This is a genomic window from Synechococcus sp. BL107 (genome assembly GCF_000153805.1).
Lineage (GTDB): Bacteria > Cyanobacteriota > Cyanobacteriia > PCC-6307 > Cyanobiaceae > Parasynechococcus.
This window is the reverse complement of sequence record NZ_DS022298.1, coordinates 2120717-2136087: the sequence shown is the minus strand read 5'-3', so window position 1 is coordinate 2136087 and position 15371 is coordinate 2120717. Positions and strand designations below refer to the sequence as shown.

General features: G+C 54.4%; 18 protein-coding genes and 1 tRNA gene. 7 read left to right on the top strand and 12 right to left on the bottom strand.

Going from position 1 to position 15371, the window contains the following annotated elements; all coding sequences use genetic code 11:
* Positions 1-100 precede the first annotated feature (100 nt).
* The 3 genes from BL107_RS11185 to gpmI all read right to left on the bottom strand — a co-directional run bounded on the left by BL107_RS11185 (position 101) and on the right by gpmI (position 3788).
* Positions 101-1330: a hypothetical protein gene (locus BL107_RS11185; RefSeq protein ID WP_009790472.1), complete on the bottom strand. Its 1230-nt coding sequence runs from the start codon at positions 1328-1330 to the stop codon at positions 101-103.
* Positions 1331-1923: 593 nt separating this feature from the next.
* Entirely contained in the window at positions 1924-2154 is a 231-nt protein-coding gene (gene secG / locus BL107_RS11180; protein ID WP_037989040.1) for a preprotein translocase subunit SecG, read from the bottom strand.
* A gap of 2 nt (positions 2155-2156) precedes the next feature.
* Positions 2157-3788, bottom strand: a complete 1632-nt coding sequence (gene gpmI, locus BL107_RS11175) for a 2,3-bisphosphoglycerate-independent phosphoglycerate mutase (protein WP_009790470.1) — start codon at positions 3786-3788, stop codon at positions 2157-2159.
* Positions 3789-3896: 108 nt separating this feature from the next.
* On the opposite strand from gpmI, the gene pyrR reads away from it, so the two are divergent.
* Complete coding sequence (pyrR, locus tag BL107_RS11170; RefSeq protein WP_009790469.1) at positions 3897-4448, top strand: bifunctional pyr operon transcriptional regulator/uracil phosphoribosyltransferase PyrR; 552 nt, start codon at positions 3897-3899, stop codon at positions 4446-4448.
* Here the strand turns inward: pyrR and BL107_RS11165 are convergent.
* The 3 genes from BL107_RS11165 to BL107_RS11155 form a co-directional block, all read right to left on the bottom strand.
* Positions 4432-4653, bottom strand: a complete 222-nt coding sequence (locus tag BL107_RS11165) for a ferredoxin-thioredoxin reductase variable chain (protein ID WP_009790468.1) — start codon at positions 4651-4653, stop codon at positions 4432-4434. The genes pyrR and BL107_RS11165 overlap by 17 nt on opposite strands.
* A 29-nt stretch (positions 4654-4682) precedes the next feature.
* Entirely contained in the window at positions 4683-5519 is an 837-nt protein-coding gene (locus BL107_RS11160; protein ID WP_009790467.1) for a hypothetical protein, read from the bottom strand.
* An 81-nt stretch (positions 5520-5600) separates the two neighbouring features.
* Positions 5601-7187: an Hsp70 family protein gene (locus tag BL107_RS11155; RefSeq protein WP_009790466.1), complete on the bottom strand. Its 1587-nt coding sequence runs from the start codon at positions 7185-7187 to the stop codon at positions 5601-5603.
* Between the two features lie 50 nt (positions 7188-7237).
* On the opposite strand from BL107_RS11155, the gene BL107_RS11150 reads away from it, so the two are divergent.
* The 4 genes from BL107_RS11150 to BL107_RS12405 all read left to right on the top strand — a co-directional run bounded on the left by BL107_RS11150 (position 7238) and on the right by BL107_RS12405 (position 8737).
* A complete protein-coding gene (locus BL107_RS11150; RefSeq protein ID WP_037989036.1) occupies positions 7238-7522 on the top strand; it encodes a hypothetical protein in 285 nt (94 codons plus the stop codon).
* A gap of 51 nt (positions 7523-7573) precedes the next feature.
* The gene (locus BL107_RS11145) at positions 7574-7801 is read left to right on the top strand and encodes a DNA-directed RNA polymerase subunit omega (protein WP_009790464.1); all 228 of its coding nucleotides are present in this window, start codon (positions 7574-7576) and stop codon (positions 7799-7801) included.
* Positions 7802-7806: 5 nt separating this feature from the next.
* On the top strand, positions 7807-8181 hold the full coding sequence (locus BL107_RS11140; protein ID WP_009790463.1) for a DUF1818 family protein: 375 nt from the start codon (positions 7807-7809) through the stop codon (positions 8179-8181).
* Between the two features lie 307 nt (positions 8182-8488).
* On the top strand, positions 8489-8737 hold the full coding sequence (locus BL107_RS12405; RefSeq protein WP_009790462.1) for a DUF2811 domain-containing protein: 249 nt from the start codon (positions 8489-8491) through the stop codon (positions 8735-8737).
* Here the strand turns inward: BL107_RS12405 and BL107_RS11135 are convergent.
* The 6 genes from BL107_RS11135 to BL107_RS11110 all read right to left on the bottom strand — a co-directional run bounded on the left by BL107_RS11135 (position 8689) and on the right by BL107_RS11110 (position 12770).
* Positions 8689-9417 (bottom strand): hypothetical protein, encoded by a 729-nt coding sequence (locus tag BL107_RS11135; RefSeq protein ID WP_009790461.1) that lies wholly within the window; start codon positions 9415-9417, stop codon positions 8689-8691. The genes BL107_RS12405 and BL107_RS11135 overlap by 49 nt on opposite strands.
* Entirely contained in the window at positions 9401-9847 is a 447-nt protein-coding gene (locus BL107_RS11130; RefSeq protein WP_037989034.1) for an EVE domain-containing protein, read from the bottom strand. The genes BL107_RS11135 and BL107_RS11130 overlap by 17 nt, the downstream gene beginning before the upstream one ends.
* Positions 9848-9931: 84 nt before the next feature.
* Positions 9932-11320, bottom strand: a complete 1389-nt coding sequence (gene murD / locus BL107_RS11125; protein ID WP_009790459.1) for a UDP-N-acetylmuramoyl-L-alanine--D-glutamate ligase — start codon at positions 11318-11320, stop codon at positions 9932-9934.
* Between the two features lie 26 nt (positions 11321-11346).
* Positions 11347-11418 (bottom strand) — tRNA-Val (locus BL107_RS11120).
* 69 nt (positions 11419-11487) lie between these two features.
* Positions 11488-12273, bottom strand: a complete 786-nt coding sequence (locus BL107_RS11115) for a photosystem II S4 domain protein (RefSeq protein ID WP_009790458.1) — start codon at positions 12271-12273, stop codon at positions 11488-11490.
* Positions 12270-12770 (bottom strand): hypothetical protein, encoded by a 501-nt coding sequence (locus BL107_RS11110; protein ID WP_009790457.1) that lies wholly within the window; start codon positions 12768-12770, stop codon positions 12270-12272. The genes BL107_RS11115 and BL107_RS11110 overlap by 4 nt, the downstream gene beginning before the upstream one ends.
* 103 nt (positions 12771-12873) lie before the next feature.
* Between BL107_RS11110 and serA the strand changes: the two genes are divergently transcribed.
* Together serA and prmA are read left to right on the top strand one after the other, a co-directional pair.
* Positions 12874-14460 carry a phosphoglycerate dehydrogenase gene (gene serA, locus BL107_RS11105; RefSeq protein ID WP_009790456.1) on the top strand — a complete coding sequence of 529 codons (1587 nt, stop codon included), beginning with the start codon at positions 12874-12876 and terminating at the stop codon, positions 14458-14460.
* Positions 14460-15347, top strand: a complete 888-nt coding sequence (prmA, locus tag BL107_RS11100; RefSeq protein WP_009790455.1) for a 50S ribosomal protein L11 methyltransferase — start codon at positions 14460-14462, stop codon at positions 15345-15347. The genes serA and prmA overlap by 1 nt, the downstream gene beginning before the upstream one ends.
* Positions 15348-15371 lie beyond the last annotated feature (24 nt).

The window sequence follows — 15371 nt, the reverse complement described above, 5'->3', positions numbered from 1 at the left end:
TTCTCTATATGCGGATAATTGTTGGATTTAGAATTTATATAGGGGCTGCTTTAGATGACAGTGAAAACGGCTAATGTTGACAAATAAAATCTACTGACGATTAAGTATTTGATAATTCTGTCTTAGCACGTTCCAGTAGTCTTGCTAGCTTTTGTCCTTGTGGTCGGTTCTCCTTTGCAAGTGCCAAGAGCTCAACCTCTGTTGTCTTCGATACTTTTCCAGATTGGCTCAATTTTATGATTGCATCAACAGTATCGTTCGAGAGCTTTTGCTGTGACTTTTTGGTCAATACCTTTAGCAGTGTATCTCCGATGAGACGCATAGATATGCACTCATCTTCGCGAATTTGGTTGATTTTTTCTGGTGAATTGTCTTGTATTACTTTGTGACTGAATGTTGTGAGTGATGTGAGCTGTTCGGTTGGATCGAGACGTGCATTGATGATTTGAAGATAGCCATTGTTCTTTTCATATACTTTATCAAGATTCTGCTCGTCAATTTCGCATTGTTGTGATCCCAGCTTGGGTTGATGTCTAATTAATGCATCTGAAATTCTTGTGCTGATCCATGGGAACTTGTTGTAATAGAGAGCATTAATAGTGACAAGAGTCTCAAGTTCTTTGTGGCTAAGACTTCTATTGATAATTGCTCCATTCATTCGATCTGCAGGATAGATTTTTTCTGCGCCTATGAGTCTGAAAAATAATTGTGAGATGTCACGTTTATGCTTTGAATAATTAATAATTGTATTTGAGATGTTCGAACGAGACATCATCTCAATGATTTCGGAGGCTTTCTCGTGGTGTGATGATATGAAATGTCTGGCTCGAAGAAATTGGTTCAGTGGCACGGAGTCCCCATGTCGCTTAACGCGTTGTTGGTATTCGGAAGAGAGCATCTCTTCAATCTCTCGTACTGCCAGAATGATGTGCATATCGATATGATTTTCCCATAAGCTTTTGTTTTGAATAAGTTCCGGAACGTGCCAGAAAAGAGATTCTGAGCTTAAAACGATGCTCGAATATCTTTGATTGGTCTTCGAAATTTCCAGCAATTGCTTGGTCAGGCTTGACTCTGGGCTGGGCTGCCAATTGCCGGAAGTGATTTCCAGTTGAGAAGCTTGTTCGCGGAGAGACTGCTGTATTGGGTAGCTAATCCCTTTCTTGGATAATTCATCTGAAGCGATGGCCAGTGATGACTGGATAGCGGAGGTGCCAGTTTTTCCGTGGCCAATGTGTAGGAATAGCTTTATTTTTTGCACTTCCCTCTGGACTGGATCATCAATTTTAGCATTGGCAAGAGATTGGTGGTTTGCATTGCGAGTCCTCAATCCTAGGCTTTATATATAGTTGTTATTTTGCTTATATCAGTTCTTAAATTGAGTTTCTAAATTATTCCCAGATCGTATGGATTGACTATTCGTATTAGAACTTAGAGGTGTTCGTGCCTCAAGCTTTTGTTCTGGCTTCTCGCTTAGGTGTTTGATTGTGGCTTGTGTAATTTGGTTGATTTCTATAAAGCTATTTGTCTCGGATTAAGTGCTGCTAAGAGTATATGAAATGGTGGGCATTTGCCTACTTTTAGTATCATCGTTGTCAGAGCATGCTCTGTAGCGGAACTCTTGTAATTTATATATGGGCAATATATTTTGGCTATGCCTCTTCCTGGAGAGTGTTGCCATTATTTTCAGCTACTTATATCAATTTCGTCTGTCATGGTTTGGCGAAGAGAGTGGATCGACTTAATTGCATCCAGCCATCAGACGAATGGGTCTTCTCTTCTTTGGTAATCGGAATTATTGTTGATTGATCTTGTTAAATATGCTGAAGATTGCAATACAGTGAATATAGAGTATTCAATCGCAGGACTGAAATTTATGCGTAATTTGAGCTCTAAAATATAAGCCTCTTGGCGCAAATTTGTTTAGTTCAACCATCCAGCACTCAGGATCACCGCCAGGCTTAAAAAGATGGCTAGGCAGGTCCAGGTAAATCTGTTCAGAGTGGCTTCTGCACTACTCGCACTGCTGAACATTGAGCTTCCACTGGCGGCGAGTCCCCCCATGCCATCACCTTTTGGACTGTGTAGAAGCACTAAAACGATAAGCAGCACACCGCTGCCGATCCACGTCCAAGACAGGATTGAGTTGAGCATCATCAGACGGGTTGGGGTAGACGGGCAGACAGAGGAGAGGGATCGATGTTCGACATGGGAGCAATTAAACTGTTCCCTGTCATGGCACTCGGTTGCGGTAGATCGAGAATCTGCAGAAGCGTTGGGGCGATATCGGCTAGTCCGCCGTTATCACGAAGCGTAATCCCATTCCCGTGGCCGGGGATTTTGCGTTGCTCTCCTTCCACCAGGATGACCGGTACAGGGTTGGTGGTGTGGGCAGTCCAGGCCTGACCGTCGGTTCCTTGCATTAATTCCGCATTGCCATGATCGGCTGTGATCAACATGCTTCCTCCTTCTCGGCCGATCGCATTGAGTAAACGACCAATGCAGGTGTCGACGGTTTGGATCGCCTCTTTGGCTGCGTCCATCATCCCCGTATGTCCCACCATGTCGGGATTGGCGTAGTTGATCACGATTAAGGCGTACTTCCTCGTTTCAATGGCCTTGATGCAACTTGTGGTGAGTTCATCCGCCGACATGGCAGGAGACAGGTCGTAGGTTGCGACACGGGGGGATGGAACGAGATGACGCTCTTCTCCCTGCAAGGGCTGTTCGATTCCTCCATTCATGAAATAAGTGACGTGCGGGTATTTCTCTGTTTCTGCCGTTCTGTATTGAAGCAATCCCGCTTCAGAAACAACTTGCCCCAAAAGATTGTTGAGAGGTTCTGGGGGGAAGGCCACGGAAACCGGCAGGTTTTGTTCGAGCTGAGTGAAGGTCAGAATATCCAGTGCCGGAGTGTGTTCCCGATCAAAGCCGTCAAAATCCTTTAAAATTAGGGCCTGAATGATTTGACGGGCACGGTCGGGTCGGAAATTGAACATCAGCAGGGCATCGCCGTCCTGCATCACGGTGTTTTGAAGACGAACTGGTTCGAGGAATTCATCGGTGATCCCGTCCCCGTAACTGTCGGTGAGGATGTCTTCGGGTTGGCGCTGATCCACGTCGATGCTGGGATCGGTGTAGAGCCTGTAAGCCTTGTCTGTTCGTTCCCAGCGTTGGTCTCGGTCCATCGCCCAATAACGACCGCATAGGCTGGCAATTGTGCCGACGCCAGTGGATTGAATGCAGTCCTGGACAGCTTTGACGTAGCCCGGTGCACTCTTGGTTGGGGTGTCACGTCCATCGGTGATGACATGAACTGCAACCTTGGTAATACCGGCTTCTGCTGCCCAGCGGATCACACCACAGAGGTGGTTGACATGGCTATGGACCCCTCCGTCGGAACACAATCCGAGTAGGTGGAGTGTGCTCCCAGCAGCCTTCACCCGTTTGGCAAGGTTTTGCAGCTCTGGGGTGTTTTTGAGCTGATCATTGCGCACCGTCTCGCTGATGCGAACCAGTTCCTGACGAATAATGCGTCCAGCACCAATGGTGAGGTGACCAACTTCGGAATTTCCCATTTGTTGATCTGGGAGTCCCACATGAGATCCACTGGCTTGGATCAAAGTGTGGGGATAGGCATGCCAAAGGGCCTCCATTACAGGAGTATCTCCTTGTCGAATGGCATTGTTTTCTTGTTCGTCTCGATGCCCCCAGCCATCAAGAATGGTGAGAACCACCGGAGCAATGGATCCGGTGCGTGCTGAACCGTTGGAAGTGCTGCTGTCCACGTTCGTTCACCCGCGACCGTCGCTTCTGAAGGACTTTTCCAAAGTCAACCTAACTCTCCGACCAGCCACAACTCGTCGTTTGACCTCAACACCACATTCTTCGCTTCTATGGCCGACCAAGACAGGGTTGAAATTCTCTCTGACCGTGAGCTGGGGCGAACCTTGGTCCGATTGGCAACGCAGGTGTTGGAACAAGTGGATGACAGTCGTCGCTTGATGTTGCTTGGTATCCCCACACGAGGCGTGGAGTTATCCCGTGTGTTGGCCAGAGAATTGGAGCGGATGTGTGGTCACCCCATTGCTCAAGGATCGATCGACCCAACCTTTCATCGAGATGATCTCGAGCGGATCGGTACACGCTTGGCCCAAACCACCACTCTCCCCTGCAACTTGGAAGATCGGCAGGTGTTGTTGGTGGACGATGTGATTTTCACAGGCCGTACGGTGCGCGCAGCCCTGGAGGCGCTTCATGGCTGGGGTCGAGCCCAGCGCGTGATGTTGCTTGTGATGGTGGACCGTGGGCACAGGGAGTTGCCGATTCAGCCGGACTTCTGTGGCCGCACCGTTCCTTCAAGGCGTAGCGAAACGATTGAGCTCCGTTTGCGGGATGTTGACGGGGAAGAGGGGGTCTTCTTGAAGCGCTCTATCCCGCCGAAGTGAGTTCCTCAGCGTTGAAATGGGCTTTATATCGACCAAACGCAACGATGACGGGAAGGGTGGGGCTAATCGTGCGGCCTTTCCAGTCATTCAGCACGGTCACGATCTCACCGTTTTGACCCTGCATGTCGAAGGCTTCGCCGCGATGCTCGGGGTGGTTGAACACAACAACAGACGTGTTGACCTGCACCTTGTCACCCGTCTGCATCGCATTAAGTCAATCTCGCGATCATTTTGTCATGGTCTTGATGTTGGCCGTTGGCAAACGCTTTCCGGTCCGTCTTCTTTGACTTGCCCCCCCAGGCTTTGGCATCCGGCTTGGAAGGCGTCCCAAGGTTCGACGGCTTGTCTTAATTGATGCTGAACCGCCCGGTCGAGCTCTTGACCGGAAATCACATCGGATGACTGGACAGCGTGTTGGTTGTGCTCTGTTCCGCTGTCAAAACCATCGAGACCGATTTCGATGCGCTTCTTCTGCTCCTCAGCTTTGGCTTGCCACCAGGGGTGATCGAGGCGATTCAAGCTGTCGAGGGCTTCCCACCATCGTTCCTGTTGCACCAGGCGTCCGAGGCGTGTGTGTTCGACGCTGTTGCGGTTCCAGATCTCTTGAAATGTGTTTCGAAGATCGCGGATGGATTCTCGCTGTTGGAGTTCGAGTGGTTGAAGCAGCGTCAGGGATTGCTCCAACTGACCTTGGCGGAATAATCGAATCGATCGCTCTCGTATCACCTGCTGCCATTGGTTGAGGGTGGCTCGGTGGTTGTCGAGATCTCCCTGTGCAGACACCACAAGTTTGTATTGAAGGTCGAGCGCTTGGCTCGAGGCCCCTTGCGCCCATAACTGCTCAGCATGGCGCTGCCGACACAGTGCCAGCTCGGCTGGCGCGCGTTGTCCCAGCCATTGCAAGGCGGCCAACTGATCGCTTGCGCGAATGCAACCCTTGTAATCCTGGTTTGCAATGGCATTGCGGAGTTGTGCCGGTAACTGTTTTTCCCACCAGAACGCTCCCCCCGCAATAGCGAGCACCATGCCCAGGGTGGCCAGGACCCAAAGCTGAAGCAGGTGGCGTTGCACCGCCAAAGAAATTTTGGTGAATTCGGTAGATGTGTTCTATGGAGCCTTGCTCTGTCCACCAAGGATCTGTGGACGGACGTCCTATCGGACCGTGCCCAGGGTCATGGTGGGGTGTTGCTCTTCAGATCGAAGATCGCGGACGATGAGCTGCAACTGCGCATCGGCATCGATCGACCATTGCAGATGGAGACAGTCTTGTCCGACTTCGCCAGGTGGAGAAAGGGGTAAGACCAGGGGATCGTTCGGCCAGGGTTGATGGTCGCTCTCACTGGTCTCGATCTCCCGCACAGTCGGCAATCCATTCACGAATACAACATTGTGTCTGCCTTGGGTTAAGGGCTCGGCTAAGACCAGTTCAATGCTGCGTTGTCCAGTCCGACTGGCGGCAAGAATCAGTTCGAGGGGGTCTTGGCTGGGCCAAGGCTGGCCAGCGACGAAAAGGGGATGCCAGTGATGTCGATTGGTGCGTTGATCCCAGGTTCGGACCGAGACACCGTTTTTCAAGACATCTCGAATTGAGACTCCAGGGGTGAGCTTGAGTGCCCCGAGCGCTACTGCCTCAACCGGTGGTGGGGTGAGTAAAGGGGCTGGGGCCGTGTTCTCGGCCAGCCATCGGCGCAGCCAAGGCAGTTGGGCTCCGCCACCAACCGCCACGACACCCTCAAGATCCTCGAGGTGGCAGTTGTTTCGTCGTCCTCCAGCGAGGGTGGTTTCCATGAGTTCTGCCAGAACTGTGTCGAAGCCGTGCTGTTCGAGGAGTCGATCGAGCTCCCGGCGAGACAGGCGAAGGCTGAGTTGTTGCTCGTCCGCTGTGATCTCCAGCAACTGGTCTCGATCGGTCACGTCACTGCTGCTGAGACGACATTTCAGACGCTCTGCAGCGTTGAGTAACGATGAGGTCACCGGCTGATTTGGGCAGCAAGCATCCACGATCCAACGATCGACATCACGACCACCTACCCGCAGCCCCGACTTTCCGAGCACCTTCGCTGTGCGTAGTTTTTGGCCGCTCTTACCCCCAAGGCTCCGTCCACCCAGCCGCAAGAGCTGGGCGATCGGAGCGGCTTTGCCTTCGCCGCCTTCCAGGGACACCAGCGCCAGATCGAGGGTGCTGCCACCAAGATCCACGACCAACATCCGCGAGCCTGGCGGTAAACCAGCGCCCAATGCGGCGGCTGTGGGCTCATCAACTAGGGCAATTTCTTTGACGGGAAGGGCATCACTCGCTTCCACGAGCCAGCTTCGGTAGGTGCGGTAGCTCTCCACCGGAGCCGAAAGCACAAGCCGCTCGATGTTGAGGCCGTGGGGGAGCCTTTGCCAGATGTCTCGCAGTAGCTGTTGTCCTGCCCAGCAGGCGCGGTTGTGTTCCGGGGTGTTCTTTGTTCCGATCAGACGTTTGAAATCCCGGTGAAGCCTTGAATCATTGGAGTCAATGAGCTTTGCCTCGATCACCTGATGGCCTATCAAGGGCTGCTCGCCGTTATCCCAGACCAGGCTTGGCACTTCTCCTGGGCGTCGGCTAATCGGAGAAAGCTCCACCAGCTGTGCTGTTGGAGTATCTGGCGATTGAAAGGCCACCACTGTTGTGGTGCTTCCCAAATCAATGGCCAGGGTCCCCCCACGGCCGGCTGAATGTTGAAGCTTTTCTTCTCCCACGCTGTGTCCCATCGCGATGGGTGCACGTTGAAGTCAGCTTGAGAGTAACGGGATTGGTGCTGATGGATCGCCTACAGCGGTTGATTTTCTCCTTTTATCGCGAGGAACCCGCCATCCAGCAGCTTTTGCAACCGCTGTATGGCTGTCGCATGCGTCGCAGCTGGGGCAGTGTGCGCATTGAGTGTCTTGATGATGCGCACCTTGAGGAAGTGAGTGCGCTTCTTGGTTATCTACGCGCGCCACTGGGAGCCCTCGGTCTGGGGCACCAGATCGTGTTGCGGGGCTCTGGTTCACGGCAGCGGTCTTATCCAATGCATGTGCCTTTTCATAGCGATCAGCTCGCCTGAGTGAATCGTCGTGATCAACGATTAAGATGATTTATTGAATGCAGTTGGCTTGTGATTTCGGCAGGGGTTGATTCAAGTGATCTCGCCAAGCGAGGCGAGAGCCTGATTCGGCAATCCAGTAATCGTTATCTCACCACAGTGCGCATTGCATTTCGGGCGAAGCAACGGCGTTTCGACGACTTCGATGGATTGCTGGAGGAGTCGAGTGTGAAGCCAGTGCAGCGCGCCATCGTTGAGTTGAGCGACGAGCAAGATCAGCCTGATTTGTTGCCTGGCTGATTTCCGTGATTTTGCAGGAAGGTCCCGGATGGCGTTTGGCCCGGGACCCTTCAAGGGGAGAGTTCAGCATTCTTGTCGGAGGAGAGGGCTGGGCCTTCGAGCTCACAGAGCCTGAATGGAACGAATTAGTGGCGCTCGTTTCAACCCTTGAGACCCAGCACTTGGCGTTGAAGAATCAGCTCATGGCCGAGGAGGCCATCGAACTGGAGCTGGATCGAGGCATTTGGTGGGGGTGTTTGGCAGGAGATTGCCAGGGGTGGAGTCTTGCGCTTGTTCTGACGCCGCGGAAGGGGCGTGGGGTGGAAGGGTTCTGGCCTGCGTCTTCGGCGGTGGCCATGGTCGCTGCTGTCAGAACATTGGGACGATTGCCCATTGATTAGCTGGTCTCATCAATGGCGGCTGATTGATCCCTCCCCATCCCGACCCCCGCCTTTGCACAGTTTTTCCACAGGCCTGGCGCATGGACGGCCGCCGCAACAAAGCTCTGTGGAAATCGGAAGCTTTGAACTCCATTTCTTGACGTTTGCAAGGGACTCGATAGTGATCTTCTATGCCTTGCGTTTGCGAGCGCTGGAACGCTGCTGGCGCAGCAGTCTTGGAAGGAGTCTTGCAAGACTCGCTCGATTTGAGTTTTCTTGACGGGGTCCGATTCTTGTGGAGAACTGGTGTGCGGTAAGAAAGTTTTTGATGCAGTCGGGTTCGGAACAGGCCGTCGAGGGTGAAGACAGCGTGGTGAGTTTCCAGTCGGAACTTCCTCTGGCTCTGCAGCAGGCCATGGTGCAATTCATTGAGTTACATCCCAATTGGGATCAATATCGACTCGTTCAAGCGGCACTGGCCGGGTTCTTGGTGCAAAACGGGATCGAGTCCCGCGAAATAACCCGGGTTTATGTGGGGAATATGTTTCGTCGTGAATCTCTTCTCCACGGGGCTTGAGGCCGACAGCAAGCCATCAGGACAAGGGCGCTGAAGGGCAAGCTCAGCAACAGTCCGAGGGTTGCTCCCATCAGACCCAGCGCATTAATGCCCAGCAGCAAACCGAAAACGGCGAGCATCTTCAAGCTGTTGTGTTGAACAAGACGTCGACTCCGGTTCATGGCTTGAAGGGCTCTGCAGCGGTGATGAACCAGCAGCGGTAAGGACAGCACCTGGGTGAAGAGGCCGGCTCCAACGATCAGAGCTCCAAGGATCACAATCAAGCCCGCCAGGGTTGTGCTGACTTGTCCGACGGCCCAACTCAGGCACTGAATTAGGCCTAAACCCGCCAGCAGCAGAAAAAGCTCGATGGCCACCAACACCAGGGCTTGGCTCAGGAGGGTTTTAAGCCGTTGGGGTGGCCTTGGTTCAAGGGGGGCTGGCAAGAGCTGATCGGCTAATCGCAGTAAGCCCAGTAGGGGAAACACTGGCAGTCCAAGGCTGATCAGCACAGCGATGTCTCCGAGCCGGGCAACCCCTGGTCTGGAGATCGCCCGCAGGTCTTGGGCTACGACGGCGGGACCGATCGCACAGATCAAGGTGAGAGCTGCCAACCCAACGCAGCGCCATGGGGCTTTTCCAAAGCCGATCCAGGCTCGTGGAAGCAGGGTGATCAGGGGAAGGTCAGTGGAGAGGGCCAAGCCGATCCAGCAGGTCTTCTGCAGTCGTGGTCGGGACAGGCAAAATGGAAAGTCGATTCCCCCGTTTGATCACAGGCAGTTGCTCTTCGTTGTAGGAGGCGCGCAGCTGATCAAGGCTGAGGAGTTCGTCAAATTTGCCAAGAAAACGAAGTCGAGCACAGTCCCATCGCGGTTGATCTGGATTGGATTTGGGGTCGAAATACTTAGCGGCGGAATCAAATTGGGTTGGGTCGACCAATTGCGTTTCCACGACTTCCATCAAGCCAATAATTCCTGGTGGTTTGCAGTTGGAGTGATAAAAAAAAGCTTGGTCCCCCACGCTCATGCTGCGCATGAAATTGCGGGCCTGATAGTTGCGAATGCCATCCCAGAGGGTCGATCCCTCACGGCGAAGATCATCGATGCCGTAGGCATCGGGTTCGCTTTTCATCAGCCAAAAGGCCACAAACCACAATCAAGTCACTTTATTTTGAGTTCTCTCTGGTGGACTGCCAGTAAAGATGCTCGATTTGTTTCACGCCACTCGAATGTGGGCCTGCATCAAGTCGCGGAAATGATCGCCTCGGGCTTCGAAGTCTTGGTACTGATCGAAACTCGCGCAGGCTGGTGAAAGCAGCAGGCTGGTGGCTTGCAGCTCGGATGTTGCCTGAACGGCAATCGCTACGGCAGCCTTCAGATCGTTGCAGCGGTGTACTTGTCCCTGATAGTCGGACTGACGGATCAGGGCGTCCAACTCCTCCGCCCCAGCTCCGAACAACACCACCGCACAAGCCTTCGATTTCAGTTCGGTCAGCCAGCCTGTGGCGTCACCGCGTTTGGTCTGGCCCCCCGCCAAAACCACAACTGTTCCTGCCATGGCTTGCAGGCCGACCGCAGCCGCGTCGTAGTTGGTGGCCTTGCTGTCATTAAAAACGTCGGCAGATGCTGTGGATCCGAGTCGCTCGAGGCGGTGGGGCACACCGGGGAAGCTCCTGAAGCCTTGGGCAATTTGCTCAGCATTGAGGCCGATCTGTATGGCGGCAGCTGTTACCAACAGCTGGTTTTGACGATTGTGGGCACCTGGCATCGCCAAGGCATCGGCAGGAAACATCGCGCCGCTTTCTCTCGCTTGAATCGTTCCGGCGTCATCAATCCAAAAATCTGCAGGCTGGTCGTCAGGGCAAGGGGTCGCTGTTTGAACCCAAATCCCACTTTTGAGGGATGAGCGATGGGCGTTGAGATCGGCATCATCCCCATTGAAGATGGCCAGGCTGGAGCGTTGAAGCAGTCCGCGTTTAATCGCTCTGTAGGCCTCGAGTGTTCCATGGCGTTCGAGGTGATCCGGAGTGAGCGTTGTCCAAATGCCGATGCTGGGCGCCAAGGTCGGGCCTGCTTCGATTTGGTAACTGCTGAGTTCCATCACCAGCCAATCCGGCCTAAGCAAGTCCCCCGTTTTGATTTTCAGCGCCATCTCCGCCGCTGAAACGCCCATGTTCCCCCCCATGGGGGCCCGGAGTCCGGCTTGCTCCAGCACGTGACTGAGGAGGTGGGTGACCGTGGTTTTGCCATTGGTTCCCGTGATACCGACCCAAGGGATGTCATTGAGGGCATCCCAAGCCAGCTCGATCTCCCCGCGGACTTGAACACCCTCCTGGCGAAGGATTTCAAGGGTTGGGTGATCCCATGGAATACCCGGTCCAATCACCACAGCGGTCAGATCAGAACGCCAGGGTTCAAAACTGTTGATTTCGAGGGGAATGCCCAACTCAACTTCAATGCCTTCCGCTCGAAGTTGTGCCGCACAGGATGTTTGGTCAGGGCCCTCACCGCGCTCCAGAACAACAACGGCTTGACCTTGATGATGTAAGAGGCGGGCAGCACCAAGACCGGATCGTCCAAGTCCAACGACGATCGTGAATGCCATCGAAACCTCAGTCCCCTAAAGGGAAATGGGCGATACTGGATTTGAACCAGTGACTCCTACAATGTCAATGTAGTGCTCTACCCCTGAGCTAATCGCCCCCATTAACCAACAAAAAACCTTCAATGGCTTGTGTTGATCGGAATGGAGAGTAGCAGCCAGAGTGCGCCCTAACTGCGTCTGAGTTCGACCCGCCAGCGCTCACGTTTGGTCCGAGTGAGCGAGAGCACCTCCAGGGCCCCTCGGTCTTGCAGCTGGAGGCGGTCACCGACTCCCAACTCTCGACTGGCCTGACGCACGTCATGCCAGTTCATGCGCAACCGTCCAGCTTTGATATGGCCGACAATTTTGGCTCTTGAAAGACCAAAACCTGCGGATGCAATCGCATCAATCCGACAGGAGGCCTCCACGGTTTGCAGGATTCGGGGGGTGCGTTGGGCCGGGAGGTGGAGCGCTTCGATCGCTAGGGCTTCGCACCGGATGTCGACATCACGCACGCGACCGCATTGTTCGTGGAGTTGTGCTGCGCTCTCTGGAGTACAAAGCCCTTGCCCCCCTCGGTCTCCTCGAACCCAGAGATCTCCGATTTGATCCGGTGCCGCTCCTAGCTCTTGTAAGGCGTTGCGAATGTCTTGCGGACTGAGGGGGTCGAATAGAAAGTTGCCCTCAATAAGAAGGCCATAAGCGGGAGCACACGCGTCAGCCTCCCCCATTTGGTCGCGTCGATGGCAAAGGAGTCTGCAGCGTTCGGCCCCTGGATAACCCCCATCACGGTGCCAGCCAATTTCACTCAAGTTGTTCAGGCGTGCGAGGGCCTCCTCTTGAAGTCGAGCCCCAAGGAACGGGCTCCACGCCGGTTGCCAGGTGCGCACCACTTGATCAGCCAGCTGGATCAGTCGCTTGAGTCCCTCAGGATCTTCTGCCCCTGCGAGGAGCTCGTCTTGCAAGAGGGTCATAGGTCGTTGAGACGCACCACCTGTTGGGGATTGCTTCGTTGCACTACCTGCCATGGGGGTTCGATGCCATTCGGCGTTTCGAGAAGTACAAGCCAGCTCCCTTCGTCTCGACGGTTGCGCAGGATGCGCACGCCATCGTCGTTATCGGAATTCACGCTGGCGGCCGCTGCATAGCTGCCCATCAAGCCAGAGCCCATCCCCATCAAACCGCCGATCAACATCTCACCCCATGGCCCGAAGCTTGCAAACGTGGTGAGGTTGGTGATCTGCGTGAACGTGACTCCCGCTAAAAATCCAAAGGGCATCAACCAGCGCGCCATGGCTTTCTGCCTTCGAACCCGGGTGAGGTTGGGGCTCAGCAATTCCACTTGATCGATGGCATCGCCTTCTGGTGGCAGCGTGATGCATGTCGATAGAGGGAGTTTGGTCTCCTTGAGCTGTTGACTGAGCCCTTCAGCAGCCCGTTGATCGGACAGCACCACCACGCAGACGGGCATTCGCTCACAATTTGTTAGTTGAATTCTGAACCCTGTCCTTAGTTATTGGGGGGAGGGTGGGTGTTGATCTCTACAGTTTGAGCAGGCAGTTTTGCGCCCGTTCATGACGAAAGTTCTGGTTTCCGATCCGATTGATCAGGCCGGCTTGGACATCCTCAATCAGGTGGCGCAAGTCGATCAGCGGATCGGTTTGAGCGAAGACGAGCTGGTGGGGATTATTGGTGAGTACGACGGATTGATGATCCGCTCCGGCACTCAAGTGACTGCGACGGTGATTGCCGCCGCTAGCCGTCTCAAGATCATTGGCCGCGCTGGCGTTGGTGTGGACAACGTGGATGTCCCCGCTGCCACCCAGCGGGGTGTTCTTGTGGTGAACTCTCCGGAGGGCAACACCATTGCTGCGGCAGAACATGCCTTGGCGATGATGCTTTCGCTGTCTCGCCATGTGCCCCAGGCGAATGCCGGCATGCGTGCAGGGAAGTGGGACCGCAAAAAATATGTGGGTAACGAGCTCTATAAGAAAACCCTTGGGGTGGTTGGTCTCGGCAAGATCGGCTCCCATGTCGCCAAGGTGGCTCAAGCGATGGGGATGGATGTCATCGCCTACGACCCATTTATTGCCGCCGATCGCGCCAAGCAAATGCAGGTGAAGCTCCTCGAGCTCGATGAGCTGTTTCGGACGGCGGACTACGTGACGCTGCACATCCCGCGCACCAAGGACACAGAAAACTTGGTGAATGCCGATTTGCTTCGCACGATGAAGCCCACAGCACGCATCGTGAACTGTGCTCGTGGTGGCGTTGTCGACGAAGCTGCCATTTCTGAAGCGATTAACCAGGGTGTTATTGCCGGTGCTGGTCTCGATGTTTATGCCAGTGAGCCGCTAGCGGAAGATTCGCCGTTACGTGCTGTTGAACGGGGGCTGGTATTGACGCCTCACTTGGGTGCATCCACAGAGGAGGCCCAAGAAAATGTGGCGATCGATGTGGCGGAGCAAATTCGGGATGTGTTGCTGGGCTTGCCGGCCCGCAGCGCCGTGAATATCCCTGGCCTTAGCGCTGAAATTATGGAGCGGCTGAAGCCACACCTTCAGCTTTCTGAGACCGTTGGTTTGCTGGTGAGCCAACTGGCTGGGGGGCACGTCAAAGAGATGGAGCTACGTCTGCAAGGAGAATTCGCGAGTCATCCCTCTCAACCGCTTGTGATTGCTGCGTTGAAAGGCCTCCTGAGTGCAGCTCTTGGCGACAGCATTAATTTTGTGAATGCGTCTTTGGAAGCCAAAGCCAGAGGTATCCAGGTTTTGGAAGTCAAAGATGAATCGAGTCGTGATTTCGCAGGGGGGTCGCTGCAAATCACGACGCGTGGAGATCAGGGCGATCGTTGTGTTACCGGCGCTGTTTTTGCCGATGGAGAATTGCGGATCACGAGCATTGATGAGTTCCCGGTGAATGTGTCTCCCAGCAGGCACATGTTGTTCACCCGTCACCGCGATATGCCTGGAATCATTGGCCATTTGGGATCAATGATGGGGGAGCACAACGTGAACATCGCCTCCATGCAAGTGGGGCGAAAGATTGTTCGTGGTGATGCTGTGATGGTGCTCAGCATCGATGACCCGATTCCGGCTGAATTGCTTCAAAAAATCACAGCGATCGATGGCATTCAGGAAGCCCATCCGGTCACACTTTGATGTGGTGGCGACTGTCGATGCCTTGCCCTCCAGAGCTGGAGGAGTCGCTGGTTTGGAAGCTGAATGACTTGGGGCTGCACCGTTTTGCGGTGCAGCATTCACCGGACACTCCCCATCAGAAAACGTTGTTGGTCTGGTTGCCCCAACCGGAGTGGCCCGTTGCTGAGCGAGAGCAATTGCTGGCCAGTCTTGAGCCCCTATCGCAGCCCTTCGGTTTGGCTTTCCCTTCAGGTGTTTGGGATGAGGTGGCTGATGAAGATTGGAGTTTGAGCTGGAAGCAGCACTGGCAACCCGATCCAGTGGGACAACGCCTCTTAATTCTTCCAGCCTGGTTAGACGTGCCTTCGGAGCATGCCGACCGCCTGGTGATTCGGATGGATCCAGGCAGCGCTTTTGGCACCGGCAGCCACCCAACGACGCGCCTCTGTTTGGAGGCCCTGGAGGCGAACCCTCCCCAGGACCTACTCGTAGCCGATCTCGGTTGTGGAAGCGGTGTTTTGGGGCTGGCATCTTTGAGCCTGGGCGCTGATGCCGTGTTGGCTGCAGACACCGACTCATTGGCCATTCGCGCGACGGCTGGGAATCGCTCGCTCAATCATTGTTCTGAGAAGCGGTTAGAGGTGGCCTTGGGATCCGTGGAGACCCTTCAGGCGCTGTTGGCAGGCCGACGCGCTGATCTCTTGCTCTGCAACATCTTGGCCCCGGTGATTGAGGCACTTTCCCCTGGCTTTGAAAGCCTCATTGCTCCGCAGGGGAGAGCCCTTCTGAGTGGATTGTTGGTGGATCAAGCTCCGAGGCTTAAGGAGGTTCTTGCGACCCATGGTTGGCAGGTCACTCAGGAGTTGGCGCAAGGGCGTTGGGGGTTGTTGGAGATTCGACACACATGAGCCATCTGCCATAAGCCAGGCTTA

Bases quoted from the DNA above. Each gene is read 5' to 3' on its own strand.
- BL107_RS11165 (WP_009790468.1), bottom strand. From the start codon at position 4,653: ATGCAGACGGGTGACAAGGTGCAGGTCAACACGTCTGTTGTTGTGTTC.
- serA (WP_009790456.1), top strand. From the start codon at position 12,874: ATGACGAAAGTTCTGGTTTCCGATCCGATTGATCAGGCCGGCTTGGAC.
- murD (WP_009790459.1), bottom strand. From the start codon at position 11,320: ATGGCATTCACGATCGTCGTTGGACTTGGACGATCCGGTCTTGGTGCT.
- BL107_RS11155 (WP_009790466.1), bottom strand. From the start codon at position 7,187: ATGGGACACAGCGTGGGAGAAGAAAAGCTTCAACATTCAGCCGGCCGT.
- BL107_RS12405 (WP_009790462.1), top strand. From the start codon at position 8,489: ATGCAGTCGGGTTCGGAACAGGCCGTCGAGGGTGAAGACAGCGTGGTG.
- BL107_RS11130 (WP_037989034.1), bottom strand. From the start codon at position 9,847: ATGAAAAGCGAACCCGATGCCTACGGCATCGATGATCTTCGCCGTGAG.
- BL107_RS11150 (WP_037989036.1), top strand. From the start codon at position 7,238: ATGGATCGCCTACAGCGGTTGATTTTCTCCTTTTATCGCGAGGAACCC.
- BL107_RS11115 (WP_009790458.1), bottom strand. From the start codon at position 12,273: ATGACCCTCTTGCAAGACGAGCTCCTCGCAGGGGCAGAAGATCCTGAG.
- prmA (WP_009790455.1), top strand. From the start codon at position 14,460: ATGTGGTGGCGACTGTCGATGCCTTGCCCTCCAGAGCTGGAGGAGTCG.
- pyrR (WP_009790469.1), top strand. From the start codon at position 3,897: ATGGCCGACCAAGACAGGGTTGAAATTCTCTCTGACCGTGAGCTGGGG.
- secG (WP_037989040.1), bottom strand. From the start codon at position 2,154: ATGCTCAACTCAATCCTGTCTTGGACGTGGATCGGCAGCGGTGTGCTG.
- BL107_RS11110 (WP_009790457.1), bottom strand. From the start codon at position 12,770: ATGCCCGTCTGCGTGGTGGTGCTGTCCGATCAACGGGCTGCTGAAGGG.